The organism is Janthinobacterium sp. 13 (assembly GCF_002749695.1).
Lineage (GTDB): Bacteria > Pseudomonadota > Gammaproteobacteria > Burkholderiales > Burkholderiaceae_D > Janthinobacterium > Janthinobacterium kumbetense.
In genome coordinates, this window is sequence record NZ_PEEQ01000001.1 from 1499506 (window position 1) to 1518057 (window position 18552).

20 protein-coding genes are annotated in these 18552 nt (G+C 63.2%); 5 read left to right on the forward strand and 15 right to left on the reverse strand.

Features of this window, described 5'->3' with window-relative positions; genetic code table 11:
• Positions 1–60 precede the first annotated feature (60 nt).
• On the reverse strand, positions 61–2361 hold the full coding sequence (clpA, locus tag CLU94_RS06540) for an ATP-dependent Clp protease ATP-binding subunit ClpA (protein ID WP_035825884.1): 2301 nt from the start codon (positions 2359–2361) through the stop codon (positions 61–63).
• Positions 2358–2660, reverse strand: coding sequence for an ATP-dependent Clp protease adapter ClpS (gene clpS, locus CLU94_RS06545; protein ID WP_034751577.1), 303 nt, complete (start codon positions 2658–2660; stop codon positions 2358–2360). The genes clpA and clpS overlap by 4 nt, the downstream gene beginning before the upstream one ends.
• A gap of 321 nt (positions 2661–2981) precedes the next feature.
• On the opposite strand from clpS, the gene cspE reads away from it, so the two are divergent.
• A complete protein-coding gene (gene cspE, locus CLU94_RS06550; protein WP_010395943.1) occupies positions 2982–3185 on the forward strand; it encodes a transcription antiterminator/RNA stability regulator CspE in 204 nt (67 codons plus the stop codon).
• Between the two features lie 92 nt (positions 3186–3277).
• Here cspE and icd read toward each other — a convergent pair whose 3' ends face one another.
• Entirely contained in the window at positions 3278–4531 is a 1254-nt protein-coding gene (gene icd, locus CLU94_RS06555) for an NADP-dependent isocitrate dehydrogenase (RefSeq protein WP_099665050.1), read from the reverse strand.
• Between the two features lie 292 nt (positions 4532–4823).
• On the opposite strand from icd, the gene CLU94_RS06560 reads away from it, so the two are divergent.
• The 3 genes from CLU94_RS06560 (at position 4824) to CLU94_RS06570 (ending at position 6427) form a co-directional block, all read left to right on the forward strand.
• Positions 4824–5387, forward strand: coding sequence for a pseudouridine synthase (locus CLU94_RS06560; protein WP_099665051.1), 564 nt, complete (start codon positions 4824–4826; stop codon positions 5385–5387).
• Between the two features lie 110 nt (positions 5388–5497).
• Positions 5498–5821, forward strand: a complete 324-nt coding sequence (locus CLU94_RS06565; protein ID WP_099665052.1) for a hypothetical protein — start codon at positions 5498–5500, stop codon at positions 5819–5821.
• A gap of 162 nt (positions 5822–5983) precedes the next feature.
• A complete protein-coding gene (locus CLU94_RS06570; RefSeq protein WP_099665053.1) occupies positions 5984–6427 on the forward strand; it encodes a DUF192 domain-containing protein in 444 nt (147 codons plus the stop codon).
• A 162-nt stretch (positions 6428–6589) separates the two neighbouring features.
• Here CLU94_RS06570 and rpsT read toward each other — a convergent pair whose 3' ends face one another.
• Positions 6590–6856, reverse strand: coding sequence for a 30S ribosomal protein S20 (gene rpsT / locus CLU94_RS06575; RefSeq protein ID WP_010395935.1), 267 nt, complete (start codon positions 6854–6856; stop codon positions 6590–6592).
• Positions 6857–7164: 308 nt separating this feature from the next.
• Between rpsT and murJ the strand changes: the two genes are divergently transcribed.
• On the forward strand, positions 7165–8712 hold the full coding sequence (murJ, locus tag CLU94_RS06580; RefSeq protein WP_099665054.1) for a murein biosynthesis integral membrane protein MurJ: 1548 nt from the start codon (positions 7165–7167) through the stop codon (positions 8710–8712).
• A gap of 160 nt (positions 8713–8872) precedes the next feature.
• Here the strand turns inward: murJ and CLU94_RS06585 are convergent, their stop codons facing one another.
• The 11 genes from CLU94_RS06585 to CLU94_RS06635 all read right to left on the reverse strand — a co-directional run bounded on the left by CLU94_RS06585 (position 8873) and on the right by CLU94_RS06635 (position 18520).
• Positions 8873–9370: an FxDxF family PEP-CTERM protein gene (locus CLU94_RS06585; protein ID WP_077401053.1), complete on the reverse strand. Its 498-nt coding sequence runs from the start codon at positions 9368–9370 to the stop codon at positions 8873–8875.
• 222 nt (positions 9371–9592) lie between these two features.
• Positions 9593–10234, reverse strand: coding sequence for a type II secretion system protein (locus CLU94_RS06590; protein ID WP_099665055.1), 642 nt, complete (start codon positions 10232–10234; stop codon positions 9593–9595).
• A 5-nt stretch (positions 10235–10239) separates the two neighbouring features.
• The gene (locus CLU94_RS06595) at positions 10240–10623 is read right to left on the reverse strand and encodes a type II secretion system protein (protein WP_099665056.1); all 384 of its coding nucleotides are present in this window, start codon (positions 10621–10623) and stop codon (positions 10240–10242) included.
• Between the two features lie 3 nt (positions 10624–10626).
• The gene (locus tag CLU94_RS06600) at positions 10627–11118 is read right to left on the reverse strand and encodes a type II secretion system protein (RefSeq protein ID WP_099665057.1); all 492 of its coding nucleotides are present in this window, start codon (positions 11116–11118) and stop codon (positions 10627–10629) included.
• Positions 11115–13130, reverse strand: coding sequence for a secretin N-terminal domain-containing protein (locus CLU94_RS06605; protein ID WP_099665058.1), 2016 nt, complete (start codon positions 13128–13130; stop codon positions 11115–11117). Before CLU94_RS06605 ends, CLU94_RS06600 begins: the two co-directional genes overlap by 4 nt.
• Positions 13130–13651: a hypothetical protein gene (locus CLU94_RS06610; RefSeq protein ID WP_099665059.1), complete on the reverse strand. Its 522-nt coding sequence runs from the start codon at positions 13649–13651 to the stop codon at positions 13130–13132. Before CLU94_RS06610 ends, CLU94_RS06605 begins: the two co-directional genes overlap by 1 nt.
• On the reverse strand, positions 13648–14244 hold the full coding sequence (locus tag CLU94_RS06615; RefSeq protein WP_099665060.1) for a hypothetical protein: 597 nt from the start codon (positions 14242–14244) through the stop codon (positions 13648–13650). The genes CLU94_RS06610 and CLU94_RS06615 overlap by 4 nt, the downstream gene beginning before the upstream one ends.
• The gene (locus tag CLU94_RS06620) at positions 14241–14789 is read right to left on the reverse strand and encodes a hypothetical protein (RefSeq protein WP_099665061.1); all 549 of its coding nucleotides are present in this window, start codon (positions 14787–14789) and stop codon (positions 14241–14243) included. Before CLU94_RS06620 ends, CLU94_RS06615 begins: the two co-directional genes overlap by 4 nt.
• The gene (locus tag CLU94_RS06625) at positions 14786–15619 is read right to left on the reverse strand and encodes a hypothetical protein (protein WP_143451358.1); all 834 of its coding nucleotides are present in this window, start codon (positions 15617–15619) and stop codon (positions 14786–14788) included. Before CLU94_RS06625 ends, CLU94_RS06620 begins: the two co-directional genes overlap by 4 nt.
• Entirely contained in the window at positions 15612–17318 is a 1707-nt protein-coding gene (locus CLU94_RS06630) for a GspE/PulE family protein (protein ID WP_257218701.1), read from the reverse strand. The genes CLU94_RS06625 and CLU94_RS06630 overlap by 8 nt, the downstream gene beginning before the upstream one ends.
• On the reverse strand, positions 17315–18520 hold the full coding sequence (locus CLU94_RS06635) for a type II secretion system F family protein (RefSeq protein WP_099665063.1): 1206 nt from the start codon (positions 18518–18520) through the stop codon (positions 17315–17317). Before CLU94_RS06635 ends, CLU94_RS06630 begins: the two co-directional genes overlap by 4 nt.
• Between the last annotated feature and the right edge of the window lie 32 nt (positions 18521–18552).

Consider the following 18552-nt stretch of genomic DNA (forward strand, 5'->3'; position numbering starts at 1 on the left):
TATGGGCGTAAAAAAACCCGCGCCACTTGCGTGGGCGGGTTTTTATTGACGGCAGGAAGCTTATTCCACTTCCACCGTTTCCGGCGCAGCCGTCGGCGCCGCGTCTGGCGGTTCCGGGAATTCCAGCAAGACCTGGTCCTTGTCGTCGAGGTCGACCGTGACCCGTCCGCCCGTCACCAGGCGGCCGAACAGCAGTTCGTCGGCCAGGGCCTTGCGGATCATGTCCTGGATCAGGCGCGCCATCGGCCGCGCGCCCATCAGCGGATCGAAGCCTTTCTTGCCGAGGAAAGCGCGCAGCTTCTCGGTAAACACGGCTTCGACCTTTTTCTCGTGCAACTGCTCTTCCAGCTGCATCAGGAACTTGTCGACCACGCGCAGGATGATTTCCTGGTCCAGCGAACGGAAGCTGATGGTCGCGTCGATGCGGTTGCGGAACTCCGGCGTAAACATGCGCTTGATGTCAGCCATCTCGTCGCCAGCCTGCTTCGAGTTGGTGAAGCCGATCGACGTCTTTTGCAAGCTTTCCGCGCCCGCATTCGTCGTCATGATGATGATCACGTTGCGGAAATCGGCTTTGCGGCCATTGTTGTCCGTCAAGGTACCGTGATCCATCACTTGCAGCAGGATATTGAAAATGTCCGGATGGGCTTTTTCAATTTCATCGAGCAGCAAGACCGCATGCGGCTTCTTGGTGATCGCTTCCGTCAGCAAGCCGCCCTGGTCGAAACCGACATAGCCCGGTGGCGCGCCGATCAGACGGCTGACGGCGTGGCGTTCCATGTATTCCGACATATCGAAACGGATCAGCTCGATACCGAGGATGAAGGCCAGCTGTTTCGCCACCTCGGTCTTGCCCACGCCGGTCGGACCGGAGAACAGGAAGGAGCCGATCGGCTTGTCCGTCTTGCCCAGGCCAGCACGTGCCATCTTGATGGCCGAAGCCAGCGCGTCGATGGCGGGATCTTGCCCGAACACAACATTGCGCAAGTCGCGGTCGATCGTCTGCAGCTTGCTGCGGTCGTCCTGGTTGACCGTTTGCGGCGGAATGCGCGCGATCTTGGCGATGATGTCCTCGATCTCGGCCTTGCCGATGGTTTTCTTTTGCTTCGACTTCGGCAAGATGCGCTGCGCCGCGCCCGCTTCATCGATGACGTCGATCGCCTTGTCGGGCAAGTGGCGGTCGTTGATGAAGCGCGCCGCCAGTTCGGCCGCCGTCGACAGGGCCGAGGCCGAGTATTTCACGCCATGGTGCTCTTCGAAGCGCGATTTGAGGCCGCGCAAGATTTGCACGGTTTGCTCGACGGTTGGCTCGTTGACGTCCACTTTCTGGAAGCGGCGGCTCAAGGCATGATCTTTCTCAAACACGCCGCGGAATTCCGTGTACGTGGTCGCGCCGATGCACTTCAATTGACCGTTGGCCAGTGCCGGTTTCAGCAGGTTCGACGCATCCAGCGTACCGCCCGACGCCGAGCCCGCACCGATGATGGTGTGGATCTCGTCGATGAACAGGATGCCGTTCGGATTGTCCTTCAGCTGTTTCAGCACGGCTTTCAGGCGCTGTTCGAAGTCGCCGCGGTATTTGGTACCAGCCAGCAAGGCACCCATGTCCAGCGAATACACGACGGCATTCTGCAGGATTTCCGGCACGTCGCTTTGCGTGATGCGGTAGGCGAGGCCTTCGGCGATGGCCGTCTTGCCCACGCCCGCCTCGCCGACCAGCAGCGGATTGTTCTTGCGGCGGCGGCACAGGATCTGGATCACGCGGTCGACTTCTTCCTCGCGGCCGATCAGCGGGTCGATCTTGCCTTCGGCAGCGGCCTTGTTCAGGTTTTGCGTGAACTGGTCGAGCGGGCTTTCCTTCGGCTGGCCATCGACGGGTGCCTCTTCCACGCCTTCGGAGGCTTTCGCGCTTTCCGTCGACTGGTCCTTGCGCACGCCGTGCGAGATGAAATTGACCACGTCCAGGCGCGTCACGCCCTGCTGGTGCAGGTAGTAGACAGCATGCGAATCCTTTTCGCCGAAGATGGCCACCAGCACATTGGCGCCCGTGACTTCCTTCTTGCCATTCGAGGCGGACTGGACGTGCATGATGGCACGCTGGATCACGCGCTGGAAACCAAGCGTCGGCTGGGTGTCGACTTCGCCCGTGCCAGGCACGGTCGGCGTGTTATCGCCGATGAAATTGGTGAGGGTCTTGCGCAGGTCTTCAATATTGACCGCGCAGGCACGCAACACCTCGGCAGCGGAGGGATTGTCCAGCAGTGCCAGCAGTAAATGCTCAACCGTGATGAATTCGTGCCGTGCCTGCCGAGCTTCGACAAACGCCATGTGCAAACTTACTTCTAATTCCTGCGCAATCATACTTCCTCCATCACGCACTGCAGGGGGTGCCCCGCCTTGCGCGCATGCGTTAAAACGAACTCCACTTTGGTACACGCTATATCTTTAGAGAACACGCCGCACACTCCTTTGCCGTAGCGATGAACACTGAGCATGATTTGCGTCGCCGTTTCACGGTCCTTGTTGAAATACTCCTGAATGATGGCCACCACAAATTCCATGGGGGTGTAGTCGTCATTGAGCAAGGCTACCTGGTAGAGCGGTGGCGGCTTCAGCACTTGCCGCTCCAGCAGGGTTTCTGTGTCGTGCTTGGTTGCCATACGCTTATTCTAATGCTTTCACAGTGGTTGTCATGCGCAATATCTACGCCTTTCCAATTGTTTTCAATCTTACGCGTTTTCTTAATAGTGCGCAGATGGCGACCTTGCCGTCAAAATCAAGAGTTGCTTTTTTGGTTGTCGTGAAGAATTTGGCAATATCGATGGAAAAGCGCTTGACTTCATTATTTATTCCGCCAACAATGCTGTATCGACTGTTGCAGTAATGTACAGCTTGATAAGAAGTGAGACGTCGAGGAGGGGGCAAGAAGCTTCTTGCTTTTATGGCTCGTGTGATTTGTTTTAATTTTGAAAGTTCTTTTTATGGCAACAGGTACAGTTAAGTGGTTCAATGATTCCAAAGGTTTTGGCTTCATCACTCCAGATGATGGCGGCGAAGATTTGTTTGCTCATTTCTCCGCAATCAACATGAACGGTTTCAAGACCCTCAAAGAAGGTCAAAAAGTTCAATTCGAAGTCACGCAAGGCCCTAAAGGCAAGCAAGCTTCCAACATCCAAGCAGCCTAAGCATCGCCGGCCCTCAGATGTGAAAAACCCCGTTTCCTTGAAGCGGGGTTTTTTTTCGTTCGCAGGGCGCGCAGCACCCTGCCCCGTTTCCTTTACATGTGCTCGACCATCACCTGGCCGAAACCGGAGCACGACACTTGCGTGGCGCCTTCCATCAGGCGGGCGAAATCGTAGGTGACGCGCTTCGAGGCGATCGATTTTTGCATCGAGGAAATCACCAGGTCGGCCGCTTCCAGCCAGCCCATGTGGCGCAGCATCATTTCCGCGGACAAAATCAGCGAACCGGGGTTCACGTAATCCTTGCCCGCGTACTTCGGCGCCGTGCCGTGCGTCGCTTCGAACATGGCGACGGAGTCGGACAGGTTGGCGCCCGGTGCGATGCCGATGCCGCCCACTTGCGCCGCCAGCGCGTCGGAAATGTAATCGCCGTTCAAATTCAGGGTGGCGATGACGCTGTATTCGGCCGGACGCAGCAAAATCTGTTGCAGGAACGCGTCAGCGATGGAATCCTTGACGATGATGTCGCGGCCCGTCCGTGGGTTCTTGAACTTGCACCACGGGCCGCCATCGATCAGCTCGGCGCCGAATTCCTTTTGCGCCAGCGCATATGCCCAGTCGCGGAAGCCGCCTTCCGTGTATTTCATGATGTTGCCTTTGTGCACGATCGTCACGGATGGCTTGTCATTGTCGATCGCATACTGGATGGCCTTGCGCACCAGGCGCTGCGTACCTTCGATGGAGACGGGCTTGATGCCCAGGCCCGACGTGGCCGGGAAGCGTATCTTGGTCACGCCCATTTCATTGACGAGGAAATCCATCAGTTTCTTCGCTTCGGGCGAGCCTTGCTGGTATTCGATGCCGGCGTAGATATCTTCCGAGTTTTCGCGGAAAATCACCATGTCCGTCTTTTCCGGTTCTTTCACGGGCGATGGCACGCCCGTGAAGTAGCGCACGGGGCGCAGGCAGACGTACAGATCGAGCTGCTGGCGCAAGGCCACGTTCAGCGAGCGGATGCCGCCGCCGACGGGCGTGGTCAGCGGACCCTTGATGGAAACCACGTAATCTTTCAGCACGGCCAAGGTTTCTTCCGGCAGCCACACATCGGGGCCGTACACATTCGTCGCTTTTTCGCCCGCATAGATTTCCATCCAGCTGATCTTGCGCGCGCCGCCGTAGGCCTTGGCCACGGCCGCGTCGATCACCTTGATCATGACGGGGCTGATATCGATGCCCGTGCCATCGCCTTCAATGAAGGGAACGATGGGATTATCTGGTACATTCAGCGAAAAATCGGCGTTGACGGTGATTTTTTGGCCGTCAGCAGGTACAGTGATATGTTGATACATCGTGATCTCCGAAGTGGGACACACCGCTGGCGGGCAACACAGGCCGGCGACGCGCTCTGCGGTTGCAGAGTTTACAAAAACAAGTCCGAACAGGGCGGCAACAACGCACTTTAGCAGGGAAAGAACACCCGGGCCACCCGCGGCGCCAAAGAACCGCATTGCCATACCGCCTCAGGTCTTCTATAAGACATAAGACTAGCATTTCACATTATGCACCAGTATCTTACAGGGCGCCACGCTTTTGCGGCGCCGATCAGCAGCCACCATCGCTTACATCAATTCCCTTACCAGCATGCCACTCATCCTCTTCAATAAACCATTCCAGGTCCTGTGCCAGTTTTCGCCGCAGGAGGGCCGCGCCACCCTGGCCGACCACATCACCATCCCCGGCATCTACCCGGCCGGCCGGCTCGACGCCGACAGCGAAGGCTTGCTGCTGCTGACGGACGACGGCCGCCTGCAGCACGAGATCAGCCACCCGGACCGCAAGGAAGCGAAAACCTACCTGGTGCAGGTCGACGGCGTGCCCGATGCGGCCAGCCTGGCGCGCCTGCAGGCGCCGCTGGACCTGGGCGACTTCATCACCAAGCCGTGCAAGGCCGTGCGCATCGCCGAGCCGGACTGGCTGTGGCCGCGCAATCCACCGATCCGCGCGCGCGCCGACAAGCCTACCTCGTGGCTGGCGATCACCTTGAAAGAGGGGAAAAACCGGCAAGTGCGGCGCATGACGGCCGCCGTCGGCCTGCCCACGCTGCGTCTGGTGCGCAGCGCCATCGGCCCGTTTTCCCTGGCCAGCCACCCCTTGCTGCCCGGCGAATGGTGCGAAGTGCCGGCCGAAAACATCGGAAAAGCGTGAACCGGACAAGAAAAAACGTCCCCGGCGCCGAATTTTGCCAAGATGCACTATTTATTTTTAGATAATGCATTAAAATCATCCCACCTTAACATGATAGAAAAGGAAAGATGATGACAAAAGTAATCCTGGCCCTGGCCGCTTCCCTGCTTGCCGGCGCCGCACTGGCGCAATCGGGCGCCAAGGTGCACGCTTCCGCAGCGACCGATGCCGTCAAGCCGCCGCCCGCTTCGGCAGCCAGCCATGCGTCGGCCGCGACCGACGCCGTCAAGCCGGTGCCGCCGGCGTCGGCCACCGTCAACGCTTCGGCCGCGACGGATGCGGCGCGTTCGGGCGCATCGACCAAGGCCTCGGCCGCAACGGATGCCCCGCGCCTGGTTCCCCAGGCCCGCAAGGCGAAGCAGCCGGCCGCCGAGGCAGGCAAGCCCGTGAAGTAAGCAGCAAGAAGTAAGAAGTAGGAAGAAGCAAGGGTAATTCCCAGGGTTACGGCAGCAGCCATGTTGCTGTAACCCCACGCTTTCGGCGCGGACAGGCAGCATGCTTGACCAGGCAGCCGCCAGCATGGCTTAATCGCCGCTTCGCAGCCACCGTCCCGCCCCATGAAAAATTCCCTACGTCATCTCAGCCTGTCCATCGCCCTGCTGGCCGGCGCCAACATTGCTCAAGCTCAAACAAAGAGCGTGCAGCTGTCGGCTGGCATGCATTTGATCCAGGCGGAAGTGGCCGCCACGGAAGAGCAGCGCGAACAGGGCTTGATGTACCGTGAAAAGATGCCGGCCAATGCGGGCATGCTGTTCGTCTTCGGCAACCCATCGACGCAATGCATGTGGATGAAAAACACGCCGCTGCCCCTGTCGGTGGCCTTTATCGATGCCGGCGGCAAGATCGTCAACATCGAAGACATGCAGCCGCACACGCTCGACAGCCATTGCTCCACGAAGACCGTGCCCGTGCGCTATGCGCTGGAAATGAACCTGGGCTGGTTCAAGCAAAGGAATATCAAGCCGGGCATGAGCATCGGCAACTTGCCAGGGACACGCTAGGCCAGCGCGGCCGCGACCTGCCGCTGGTGGGCACGGCTGCAAAAAATCCTGAAAAAACGCGAAAAAACCCGCCAGAATGAATCTGCGGGTTTTTGCTTTTCAACCAGTGCCAGCGTACCGGCACAGGCAAGGCCGCCGTGGCGGCTTGCCTGCTGGCGAATATTAAGCGGACAGTGCTTTCAAAGCAGCTGCCAGACGGCTCTTATGGCGAGCTGCCTTGTTTTTGTGGATGATCTTCTTGTCAGCGATACGGTCGATGGTCGACACGGATGCTTGGAAGATTGCAGCAGCAGCTGCCTTGTCGCCGCCCTGGATCGCTTTGCGAGCAGCTTTGATAGCCGTGCGCAAGGTCGAACGTTGGGACGAATTGTGTGCGTTTTGCTTAACTGCTTGACGAGCGCGTTTGCGCGCTTGTGCGGTATTTGCCATGGAATTTCCTAAAACAGGGTCAAAGTGCGTTTGCAAACATTAGTGTTTGCCAACCGGTGCGTTCTGTGCGTCTGCCGAACCATGTGTGCCAAACCAGTGCCTGTCAAACATTAGTGTCTGCGTAACAGAATTCTGTACAGCCTTCGATTATAGCGATATTTTCAAGCGGGGGCAAATCAAAAAACCGTGTGTCACGCCAAAAACACGTGAAAATGAGCCTGGCAAGGGCGAATCGGCCCCGCTTGTTACCCGCTTGTTACCATATTTTAACCGTTTGCCGGTACCGCGCCCGGCTATAATCTGCCCCCATGAACTTGCTTAAAACCCTCGCCGCCATTTCCAGCATGACCATGCTGTCCCGTGTAACCGGATTATTGCGCGAAAGCCTGTTCGCGCGCGCCTTTGGCGCCGGCGCCTACACGGACGCCTTCATCGTTGCCTTCCGCATTCCCAACCTCTTGCGCCGCCTGTTTGCCGAAGGGGCCTTCTCGCAAGCCTTCGTGCCGATCTTGTCTGAATACAAGAACCAGCATGGCCAGGAAGCGAGCAAGCAACTGGCCGACCATGTGGCCACTACCCTCGTCTGGGCCACCTTGCTCGTGTCCGCCATCGGCATCGTCGGCGCGCCCTGGTTCGTGTACGCGATCGCCACGGGCCTGTCCAAGGATCCGGGCGCCTTCGACGCGGCCGTGTGGATGACGCGCCTGATGTTCCCTTATATTACTTGCATGTCTTTCGTGGCCCTGGCCGGCGGCATCCTGAATACCTGGCGCGAATTCAAGATACCCGCGTTCACCCCCGTCTTGCTGAACCTGTCGTTCATCGCCGCCTCGCTGTTCCTCGCGCCGCACTTGAAACAGCCGATCTACGCCATGGCCATTGCCGTGTTCGCCGGCGGCTTGCTGCAAGTGGCGATCCAGATTCCCGCGCTGATCAAGATCGGCATGCTGCCGCGCCTGTCGATCAATCCCGCCATCGGCCTGTCCGACGGCGGCGTGCGCCGCGTGCTGAAAAAGATGGGGCCGGCCGTGTTTGCCGTCTCGGCAGCGCAGATCAGCCTGATGATCAACACGAGTATCGCGTCGCGCCTGGCCGAGGGCAGCATTTCCTGGCTGTCGTATGCGGACCGCCTGATGGAGTTCCCCACCGCCATGCTGGGCGTGGCCCTGGGCACCATCTTGCTGCCCAGCCTGTCGAAGGCGAATGTCGATGGCGACAAGACGGAATACTCGGCCCTGCTGGACTGGGGCTTGCGCCTGACTTTCCTGCTGGCCCTGCCCGCCGCCGTCGGCATGGCGACCCTGGCCACGCCGCTGATCGCGACATTATTTCACTACGGCAAGTTCACGGCTGAATCCGTGACCATGTCGACGCAGCCGCTGGTGGCCTACAGCCTGGGCTTGATCGGCATCATCCTGGTGAAAACCCTGGCGCCCGCCTTCTATGCGCGCCAGGATATCCGCACGCCCGTGAAAATCGCCATCGGCGTGCTGATCGCCACGCAACTGATGAATCTGCTATTCGTGCCCTACATCGCCGTGGCCGGCCTGGCCCTGTCGATCGGCCTGGGCGCCTGCCTGAACGCCAGCTTCCTGTACTGGGGCTTGCGCAAGCGCGGCATCTACCAGCCGAAACCGGGCTGGGCCAAGTTCTTCCTGCGCCTGCTGCCGGCACTCGTCGTGATGGGCGGCGTGGCGTATGCTGGCGCCATGCGCATCGACTGGATCGCTATGCAAGCCCATCCGCTGTTGCGGGCCGGCGCGCTGGCCCTGGTGGTGGCCCTGTGCGGCGTGGCGTACTTTGCCACCCTCTTTTTGGTTGGCTTCCGCTTCCGCGACTTCAAGCGCCACGCTTGACAGCATGGGCAGGACGTTGTTGCCTGCGTCTCGCCGTACTGGCGTACTGCCTTCGACTGGGCGCCTACTCCTGCACATGTTGTCGCAATCGCACATGTAATCATGCAGTAGAAACAAAAAAACCCGCCTCGGCGGGTTTTGTCATTCTTGCCAGCAAAAATCAAACAGCTTTGCGGGCGCGGCGGCGGGCGGCGAAACCGACCAGCGCCAGGCCACCCAACAGCATGCCGTAGGTTTCCGGTTCCGGCACAGGCAAGGCCGAGACCGTGCCCACGTACTGGCCATTCTGCAAACCGGTCAAGCCCGAAACACGCACCTCATAGGTACCCGCCGCCAGGGAACCGGCCCAGCTCAGGCTCTGGATGCCGGCCACCGACGTCAGGGTCAGGTCGCCATAGCCTACCAGGGTGGCGGCGAAGTTGCTGATCGCGCCTTCGGCAACGGAAAACGTTTGCAATGCGCCAAACGAGGTCGACGACGGGGTCAGCAGTTTGAAGGTCCACAAATCATCGACCACCGAATTGGCGGCGAAATTGGTGGTGATCGATGCCCGCGTATCGAAGCCGCTTGGATCCAGGATGCCCAGATTGTAGGTGGCCGCCGATGCGCTGAACGATGCTGCAGCCAGAATGCCTGCCGCGATAAATTTCAATTTCATAAATTATCCCTTAAAAGTAATTTATGGCCGCCAGGTGGGCCAGCCATCGCTTTAGTACTGAAAGTACCAGGAAGGATGGTAGCATAAAGACATCAAATTACTTGTAATTATTTTATTGAAATTTCATTTATTGAAAGTATTTCCTCTATGAAATGGTTCCAGGTCAAGATGAATTTCCAGGTGAAAATAGTTATCCCTGTATTCTTCATCGTTGACTTATGGTTAAAGTGGATTGCGCGCTGGCGCGCCGGCCTCTTCCTCCGGCTCCGCCGCCTCGGGCGCCGACGGTTCGGATCCTGGCGCAGCCGGATGCGGCGGCGGGAACAAGGCGGGCGGCGCAGCGGAGGGCGGCGCGGCGGCGTCTGGCGGCGCCAGGACCAGTCCCGCCGGCGGCACGGGCCCGCCGGCGACGAACTGCCACTCGGACAGGTGCGACTTGCCTTCGAAACCGGTGAAGCGGGCGTCGAAATTGCCCACTTTTAAGGGCGCGGACGATGACAGGCTATGCACGCCGATGATGCCCTGGCCGCCGGGCTGGTATAGCAAGCCCCATTCGGCGCGTCCCGTAACGGGGTCCACATACAGCTTGCGCAAATGGCGGCGCACCTGCGGAAAGCGGGGGTCGCGCAGCAAGGCGGCCAGGGTCGGCGGATGCTGCGGCTGGCCGGCGGGCGTGGCGCCCGTGTAACTCTGCAGCGCATCGACAAACTCCGCCCCGATGTCGAGCAGCTCCTGCTCGGCCGCCTGGCGCTGCAGCAAGGAGCCCATCTTCAGCCCGGCCGCCCCCACGAGGCCCAGGATGGCGACCAGGATGATCAGGCCCAGATACGTAACACCGCGCTGGCGGTGCGCAGGACGGTGCATGGCCGCTACCAGTCGGCGAACGGCGTGCCGCTGCGGTCCTTGCCGGGCGCGCCGCTTTTCACGTCATACACCTGGCCCGGCGTATCGTCGGGCGGCGGCACGATCAGCCATGTCGATTCGCTGTCCGTGATGGGATCGATGGGCATGGCGCGCAGGTATTTCTTTTCGACCAGTTGCTCCAAAGTGTCGGGATAACGTCCCGTATCGCCGTGGAACTGGTCGATGGTCGTGCGCAGGTTGCGCAAGTTGTCCGCCAACACGGTTTCCTTCGCCTTGTCGAGGCTGGGAAAGTAGCGGGGCACGGCCAGCGTCAGCAACAGCGCCACGATGCCGAGCACCACCAGCAGCTCGATCAGCGTAAAACCGCGCGCGCGGTCAGGGACGGGCATGGTTCACCATAGACGGTAAGGCACGTTGTTCAGGCCGGTCTTGTTGGAAGTCGAGTACACATCGTACACATCGTCGCCCTCGCGCGGTTCGGCCGCTTCGCTGGCGTAGCTGCGCTTGCCCCAGGTTTGCGCATCGCTCAGGCCCGCATCCGCATTGAACGGGTCGCGCGGCACGCGGCGCAGGAAAAACAGCTTGCTGCGCTTCGGGTTGCGCTGGTCCGGCACGCCCTCGACCAGCAGGTCCAGGCTTTTCGGATAGCCGCTGGCGTCGGGCGTGCGCATGACGCGGCCTTCGTCGCCGGCCCGTTTATAGGCGTCGAGCCCCTGGCGGATCTCGCGCAGCGCGCGCCGCAATTCCTGCTCCTGGCGCCGCTGCACCGTCACCTGCGTGACGGGGATCACCAGGGTGGCCAGCACGCCCAGGATGGCCAGGGTCACCAGCAGCTCGATCAGGGTGAAGCCGCCTGGTCCGCCCTGCGCATGCGCCAGTCTCATTTGGCGGGCGCCACCGGCACCGGCTGGCTCGATGACAGCGGCAAGGGCGACGCCTGCAGCGGCACGGGCTGGCCAGCCGAGATCGGCAAGGGCGAGGCGGCCGGCTCGGGCGATGGCGCCACTTCCGGCGCGGGCACGCTCTGCGGCAAGGCGGGCGGCACCTGGCCCGGCGTCATCAGCTGCTGCGCCGGCGCCGGCTGCATGCCGACGGCCGACGGGCCGGAACGCACGATCACCGTGCCCGGCATCTGCGTGGGCGCTTTGGCCGCCATGTCGGGCCGGCGGCGGAAGCTGCCTTCCGTGCCGGCGGAAAATTCCGACTCCTTCGCTTCCGGACGCTGCACCGTGCGCACCAGGTGCGGCGTGATCGACAGCACGATTTCCGTCTTCTGGCTATCGTCCTTGCTACTGCCGAACAGGCGGCCCAGCACGGGTATGTCGCCCAGGCCCGGCACCTTGTTGCCCGAGCTGCGCTCTTCATTGTTGATCAGGCCCGCCAGCACCTGGTTTTCGCCATCCTTCAACTGCAGCATGGTCGACGCCTGGCGCGTGCCGATCTGGTACAGGGTCGAGCCGCTCCGGGTGGTGGTGGCCGCGCCCAGGTTGCTCACCTCGAGCGAGATGCGGATGCCCACTTCATTGTTCAAATAAATGGTCGGCTCGGCGTTCACCGTCAGGCCCACGTCCAGGTAGCTGATCGATTCGGAAGCGAAGCCGCCCGTGCCCGGCGAAATCGTGGTGGTCACCACGGGCACCCGGTCGCCGATGACGAATTTCGCCTTTTCCCGGTTGCGCACGCGGATGCGCGGGTTGGCCAGGATGTTCGCGTCGCCATCCGTCTTGTTGGCGTTCGCCGTCACGGCCAGATTGCTCACGCCGAGTGTACGCTGATTCAGATTATTCAAGTCGTTGATGGTCAACCCGATCCCGCCCGAGGTACTGAGCGGCGTCAAGGTCAGGCTCGATGGCCAGGCCACGCCCAGCTCCATCAGGCGGCTGCGCTTGACTTCGAGGATTTCCAGTTCCAGCACCACTTCCGCCTCCGGCACGTCCTGCAGCGCGATCAGGCGCTCGGCCAGGCGGATCGCCTCGGGCGTGTCGCGCACGATGACGAGGTTGAGTTTTTCATCGGCCACCACGTCGCGCGTCTTGAGGATGGTCTTGAGCGTGTTGGCCACCTGCTTGGCGTCCGCGTTCGCCAGGAAGAAGGTTTTCACCAGCACTTCCTGGTATTCCTTCAATTTCGCCGCCACATTGGGATAGATCAAAATGGTGTTCGCATCCATCACCTGCTGTTCCAGCTGGTTCGTCACCAGCAGGAAGTAGACGGCCGATTCCACCGTGCTGTTTTTCAGGAAGATCGACGTTTTCGCATCCGCCTTGACGTCCTTGTCGAAGACGAAATTGAGGCCTGAACGGCGCGCGATCAGCTCGAACACCTGTTTCAACGGCGCGTCGCGAAACTCGATCGTGATCGGCTGCTTGTACGACCTGGCCAGGCCCGATTCGACGATGGGCGGCGTCGTCTTTTCATCGACCTCGCGCAGCAGCGCGCGCGCGCCGGCGTGATTCGGCTGCTCCGTCAGGATGGCGTTCAGGCGCTGGCGCGCGGGGTCGTATTGTTTTGCCTCAAGGGCCGTGCGCGCATCGGCCAGCAATTTCCCCTGGCGCTGCTCGCGTTCGAGCGCGCGCAAGCCGCTGTTGGCCCGCTCGTTCTGCGCATCGATTTCCAGCACGCTCATGAAGGAGGCGCGCGCCAGTTCGCCCTGCCCCGCCTGCGCCTGGCGCTCGGCCTGCTGCAAGCGGCTGCCGGTGGCCCGCTCGCGCGCCTGCAGATAGGCGCTGCGGTATTGCGCGTTGCCGGGGTCTTGCTGCAGCGCTTCCTGCAGCTTTTGCAGGCCGGCCGGGACTTGATCTTGCGCAATCAGCTCGCGCCCGTCGCGGTAGGCTTGCTGCCCTGCGCAGCCGGACAGCAGCAAGAGCAGCAGCGCCGATGAAAAGGAACGAGACATCACTCGGAAACTCCAATGTTGAGCTGCTGAAGCTGGTTCAACGGCAGATAAGTGAGCGTCATGACGGGCGGCGCGATCGTCACGACCTTGTAGGCGCCATCGATGACGGTATTGGCGCGCACGATATACGTCTTGTCGGCGCGCGATAAAAACACTTCCCAGGCGCCGTCGGCGGCCGCCTTGCCCAGGTAGACGAAGGGCAGCGGCGGCGCCATCGGCGGCGGTGGCGGCGGCGCTGCCGTCACCGCCATTTTCGGCGGCGGCGGATTCCAGTTCTGGCTCTGGAAGACGCCGTCGGCGCCGCCAAAGGTCTCGCCCTCCTCGCCCGCCACTTCGCTGCGCGGCAGCAGGGCCAGGATGGCCGGCTGCGCGGCCGGCGCCTTGACGGCCGCATGGCGCGCGGGCGCGACGGCCCGCTCCACCGCTTCGGCCACGTCGGCCACGGGCTGGCGCTCGCCGAACAGCAGCAAGGCGCCCGCGCCCAGCACGCCGGCCAGCATCAGATAGTGGCGCGGCGTCATGGCGCGCCTCCCGCATCGCCCGGCGCATCGGCCTGCGTTTCGGCCTGCGTTTCGGTCAAATAAAACGTCAGGCGCAGGCGCGCTTCCAGTTGCGTATCGGCGATCTGCTCGCGGCGGAAACTCAGTTCGTCGAGCGAGGCGAAGGGCGCGGCGCGCAGCGCTTGTAGCGCGAACTGCCACACGGCCCCGTAACTGCCCTTCAGCGGCAAGGTCACCTGGTAGGTGGCGACCCTGCTGGCCTTGTCGTAGCCGCTCTTGTATTCGCCCTGCGCCAGCAGCAAGCCATTTTTCGCGGCCAGGTCGAACAGCTGCTTGACCTGCTGCTCCGCGTGGCGCTGCTGTCCCAGGGCCGCATAAAAACGCGCCAGGTTCTCGCTGGCCGTCGCCGGCGGCGCCGCGATGGTGACGGCCAGCGATGGCACGGGCAAGGGACGTGCTTCCAGCTGCGCCGCCACGGCCCGCTGCTGCCAGGCCCACGCCCAGGCGGCCACGCCCAGTGCGAGCAAGGCCACGGCGATGCAGGCGGGCGCGCCCAGGCGGCGCAGCAGCAGTTGCGCGCGCAGGCGCAGGATATTGATGTCGATGGCCATCATGGCGTGCCCCAGCGCGCTTCGAGCTGGAAGCGCAAGGGTTTGTTCGGGTCGAGCGCATTGATTTCATGGCGCAGCAGCTGCACCCTGGCGCCAAACAGCTCCTGCTGCTTCAGTTGCGCGATGTAGGCCACCATGGCGTCGCTGCCGGTCGTCTCGGCCGTGATCTTCAGCACGCGCTTGCGCGCATCCGGTTCCAGCGCCAGCAGCGCGATGGCGGGCGGCGTGGCGCTGGCCAGCGCATCCTGCAAGTCGCGCCACGGCAGGTTCAATTGCAGGATGGCCGCATTCACGGCCGCCGCCTGCGCGGGCGCGATGGCGATTTGCGGCGCAGGCGCGGGTCCCTGCATGGCGGCCATCATGCGCTGCTGCGCGCGATGCAACTGCCCCTCGCGCAGCTGCTGGCGCTGCAGCGCGGCGCTGCCGCTGCAGGCCGCCGTGACGGCCAGCGCCACGCCCAGCACCCCCGTCATCCACGCCCAGACGGGCACGCGGTGCAGGCTGCGGCGCCAGCCGGGGGGCGCGAAATCGATATCGAGGCGCGTCATGCCACGCCTCCGCTGCGGGCCAGCCGGGCGGCCGGCGACAGGGCGCCTTCCCCGTCCGGCGCGGAAAAAACCTGGCAGCGGAACGCTGCCGCCGGCGCCAGCCAGAGCGCTGGCGGCGCGCCGCACAGCTGCAGCAGCGCCGGTGCGGGCACGCCTTGCAGCAGCGCCTCGCGCGCCAGCGTGTGTTCCAGCCAATCCTGGCCCGCGCCGGGCGGCACGGGCAGCGCGCGCACGGCGCGCAGGCAGCCATCGTGCCGCACGCCCAGGGTCAAGGCATTCTCCTGCAGCTGGCCGAACCAGGCGCCCGGTTTCAGCGCGCCGTGCCAGCGGTTCCAGTGGCGCGCGAATTGCGGCGTAATGAAAATCAGGGCCAGCTTGCGCGCGGCCGCCACGCGCGTCAGCTGCGCCAGCAGGGCACGGGGCACGGCGCAAAAAAACGGCGCGCGCGCATCCCAGGCGCTGCTGCTGTGCCACAGGCCGGGAGGATCGCCATACAGCGACTGGAAGCGCAACGCGGCGGCCGCCTCGATGTCGGCCAGGCGCGCGGCGCCGTGCGGCATGTCCACTTGCCACAGGCGCGCCAAGCCATCGTCGAGCACCACGGACAGGGGCCAGCCCGCGTACTCGCCCGCCGGCAGAATCTGTTCCAACGCCTGGCCCAGGGCGGCAAAGTCGCCATGCAGCGTGTCGCCCGGCACATACGCGGCTTCGCCCAGCGGTGTCCAGGCGGGCGCGCGCCAGCGGCTGCTGCGCCACAGGCTCACCTTGCCCGCCGCCACGCCCAGGCGCAGGGCCTGTCCCAAGCTCAACTTCGAAAAACCTCTACGCATGCAGGGTGACCCTCTTGATTTCCGTGATGGTGGTGGCGCCCCGCTTGACCAGTTCCAGCGCCGCCAGGCGCAGGCTGCGCGTGCCGTTCGCATGCGCGGCCGCCTTGATCTGGCGGATCGGCTTCTTGTCGACGATCAGTTCGCGGATTTCATCGGTCAGCACGAGGATTTCGGCGATCGAGCGGCGCCCCTTGTAGCCCGTGCCGCGGCAGTCGCCGCAGCCCTTGCCCTGCTTGAATTGATACTGCGCCACGTCGGCGCGCGCCAGGCCCACGCTGGCCAGCTCACCATCGTCGGGCGTGTAGTCGGTGGCGCAATGGGGGCAGTTGGTGCGGATCAGCCGTTGCGCCCAGATGCCGTTCAGGGCCGAGACGAACGCATACGGATCGATGCCCATGTGGGTAAAACGGCCGAACACGTCGAAGACGTTATTCGCATGCACGGTGGTGAGCACCAGGTGGCCCGTGAGGGCCGACTGCACGGCGATTTCCGCCGTTTCGCGGTCGCGGATCTCGCCCACCATGATTTTATCGGGGTCGTGGCGCAGGATCGAGCGCAAGCCCTTGGCAAAGGTCAGCCCCTTCTTCTCATTCACGGGAATCTGCAGAATGCCGGGCAGCTGGTATTCGACGGGGTCTTCGATGGTGATGATCTTTTCGCGCCCGTTATGGATTTCCGTCAGCGCCGCGTACAGGGTCGTCGTCTTGCCCGAGCCCGTGGGACCCGTGACGAGCAGCATGCCGTAGGCTTCCCGCGCCAGCGCGCGCAAGGCTTCCAGCGACGGCGCGTCAAAGCCCAGCGCTTCGAGGGTCAGGGCGCCGTACGCCTCGATCATGGCGCGCTTGTCGAGGATGCGGATGACGGCGTCCTCGCCATGGATGCTGGGCATGATGGAGACGCGCAGATCGATTTCGCGCCCGCCCGATTCGACGCGGAAGCTGCCGTCCTGCGGCACGCGGCGCTCGGCGATATCGAGTTCGGCCAGCACTTTCAGGCGCGAGATGATGTGCTCCGCCACTTCGATGCCGTTGACGGACGTGGCGTGATCGAGCACGCCGTCGACGCGGTACTTGACGGCCAGGCCGCCGGCCGTGCTTTCCAGGTGGATGTCGGAGGCGCCCGCCTTCAGCGCGTCATACAAGGTCGAGTTGACCAGCTTGACGGCGGGGCTGGCCGCTTCCGACACGCTGGCGAACGACAGCACGGCGGCCGTCTTGCCGTCGCGCCGCGCATCGGTGGCGGCGCCGGGCAGCAGGCTGTCGACGGCGCGCGCCGACTCTTCCTGCTTCGACAGGTAGGCGCCGATGTCGGCCTGCAGCGCCAGGCGGATGCTCAAGGCGCCCTGCCCCGCGCGCGCGCCGAGCCAGGTCTGCAGGTCCAGGTCGAACGGGTCGGCGATCACGCCCACCAGCTGGCCGTCGGCGGCGCGCAGCAGCACGCTGTGGCGCGCCAGCGCCTGCGACAGGGGCAGCACGTCGAAGGCGGGAGACAACGCCAGCATGTCGGCCGTTTCCAGCACGTCCAGGCCGAACGGACGCGCCAGCGCACGCACCACGGCGCGCGCCTCGATGCCGCTCAACTGCTGCAATTCCTCGACCAGGCTGCGCTTCGATTGGCGGCACAGGAGGCGCGCGCGCTGCAGCAGCGCGGGATCGATGGCCACGCTGGCCACGGTGGATTCGGCTGCGCTCTGCATCATGAAATGTCGCCGGCAAGGTCGAAGATAGGCATGTACAGCAGGATCACGATGGCGCCCACGACGAGGCCGATGGCGGCCATCAGCAAGGGTTCGAAGGTGCGCGTGAAACGGTCGATCCAGCGACTGATTTCGCCGTCATAAAAGGCCGCCGACTGCGTCAGCATGGGGCCCATGTCACCCGTGCGCTCGCCCACGCGCAGCATGCGCAGGGAAATGGGCGTCGTCAGTTGATATTGCTCAAACGCGGACGACAGCGGCTGGCCCGCTTCGATGGCGCCGCGCGCCTGCTGCAACGACGCCTGCATGCCGGGCGACACCATCGCCTGCACGGTGGCGATCGCCTGCACGATGGTGATGCCGCCCTCGGCCAGCATGCCCAGCGTCAGGTACAGGCGCGACAATTCATAGATGCGCACGCGCTCGCCGATGCCGGGCAACTTCGCCAGCAGGCGCGCCACGCCGCCATGGCGCAGCACGCGCCGCACGGCCGACCATGCGACGCCGCCCGTGATCAGCAGCCCGAGCAACAGCAGCACGCCATGCTGCGTGACGAACTGGCCCCAGCTGAGCATGACTTGCGACATCCACGGCAAGTTGCGTCCCGCGCCCTGGTACACCTCGGCGAAACGGGGCACGACATAACTGATCAGGAAGGCGCTGACGCCGCCGCCCACGGCCAGCAAAATGGCGGGATAGATGGCGGCGCTGACGATCTTGCCGCGCACCGTATCGATGCGCTGCTGGTAAGCGATGTAGCGCGACAAGGCGCGCGGCAAGTCGCTCGTGCCTTCGGCCGCCTTGACGATGCCGATATACAAGGGAGGAAACAGTTCCGCCTGCTCCGCCAGGGCGGCGGAAAAGCGCTTGCCTTCGCGCAAGCCTTCCAGCAGGCGCGTGAGCACGCTGCGCGTGGCCGGCGACGCTTCCTTTTCCAGCAAGGCTTCCAGTCCTTCGACGATGCCCAGGCCCGCGTTCAGCAGCGCCAGCAACTCCTGGCTGAACAACAGCAAAGGCAGCGCCCGCGCGCGCTGGCGGCCGGCCGCGCTGAACGGCGTGGCGCGCAGCGGGCGGATGGCGCTGACGAACAGGCCGCGCGCCTCGGCCTGGCGGCGCGCGTCGGCTTCGTCGCGGCCGTCGATCACGCACGTATGCAAGGTTGCTACGGCCTGGTCCGTGGAAAGCGCGCGTACTTCGAACTGCATGATGGCTTGTCCGTAGGAAAAAGAATGGTGCT

Bases quoted from the DNA above. Each gene is read 5' to 3' on its own strand.
- murJ (WP_099665054.1), top strand. From the start codon at position 7,165: ATGAACTTGCTTAAAACCCTCGCCGCCATTTCCAGCATGACCATGCTG.
- CLU94_RS06570 (WP_099665053.1), top strand. From the start codon at position 5,984: ATGAAAAATTCCCTACGTCATCTCAGCCTGTCCATCGCCCTGCTGGCC.
- CLU94_RS06625 (WP_143451358.1), bottom strand. From the start codon at position 15,619: ATGCGTAGAGGTTTTTCGAAGTTGAGCTTGGGACAGGCCCTGCGCCTG.
- clpA (WP_035825884.1), bottom strand. From the start codon at position 2,361: ATGATTGCGCAGGAATTAGAAGTAAGTTTGCACATGGCGTTTGTCGAA.
- CLU94_RS06595 (WP_099665056.1), bottom strand. From the start codon at position 10,623: ATGCCCGTCCCTGACCGCGCGCGCGGTTTTACGCTGATCGAGCTGCTG.
- CLU94_RS06615 (WP_099665060.1), bottom strand. From the start codon at position 14,244: ATGATGGCCATCGACATCAATATCCTGCGCCTGCGCGCGCAACTGCTG.
- CLU94_RS06560 (WP_099665051.1), top strand. From the start codon at position 4,824: ATGCCACTCATCCTCTTCAATAAACCATTCCAGGTCCTGTGCCAGTTT.
- cspE (WP_010395943.1), top strand. From the start codon at position 2,982: ATGGCAACAGGTACAGTTAAGTGGTTCAATGATTCCAAAGGTTTTGGC.
- CLU94_RS06635 (WP_099665063.1), bottom strand. From the start codon at position 18,520: ATGCAGTTCGAAGTACGCGCGCTTTCCACGGACCAGGCCGTAGCAACC.
- CLU94_RS06605 (WP_099665058.1), bottom strand. From the start codon at position 13,130: ATGTCTCGTTCCTTTTCATCGGCGCTGCTGCTCTTGCTGCTGTCCGGC.
- CLU94_RS06590 (WP_099665055.1), bottom strand. From the start codon at position 10,234: ATGCACCGTCCTGCGCACCGCCAGCGCGGTGTTACGTATCTGGGCCTG.
- clpS (WP_034751577.1), bottom strand. From the start codon at position 2,660: ATGGCAACCAAGCACGACACAGAAACCCTGCTGGAGCGGCAAGTGCTG.
- CLU94_RS06610 (WP_099665059.1), bottom strand. From the start codon at position 13,651: ATGACGCCGCGCCACTATCTGATGCTGGCCGGCGTGCTGGGCGCGGGC.
- CLU94_RS06630 (WP_257218701.1), bottom strand. From the start codon at position 17,318: ATGATGCAGAGCGCAGCCGAATCCACCGTGGCCAGCGTGGCCATCGAT.
- CLU94_RS06565 (WP_099665052.1), top strand. From the start codon at position 5,498: ATGACAAAAGTAATCCTGGCCCTGGCCGCTTCCCTGCTTGCCGGCGCC.
- CLU94_RS06585 (WP_077401053.1), bottom strand. From the start codon at position 9,370: ATGAAATTGAAATTTATCGCGGCAGGCATTCTGGCTGCAGCATCGTTC.
- CLU94_RS06620 (WP_099665061.1), bottom strand. From the start codon at position 14,789: ATGACGCGCCTCGATATCGATTTCGCGCCCCCCGGCTGGCGCCGCAGC.
- rpsT (WP_010395935.1), bottom strand. From the start codon at position 6,856: ATGGCAAATACCGCACAAGCGCGCAAACGCGCTCGTCAAGCAGTTAAG.
- icd (WP_099665050.1), bottom strand. From the start codon at position 4,531: ATGTATCAACATATCACTGTACCTGCTGACGGCCAAAAAATCACCGTC.
- CLU94_RS06600 (WP_099665057.1), bottom strand. From the start codon at position 11,118: ATGAGACTGGCGCATGCGCAGGGCGGACCAGGCGGCTTCACCCTGATC.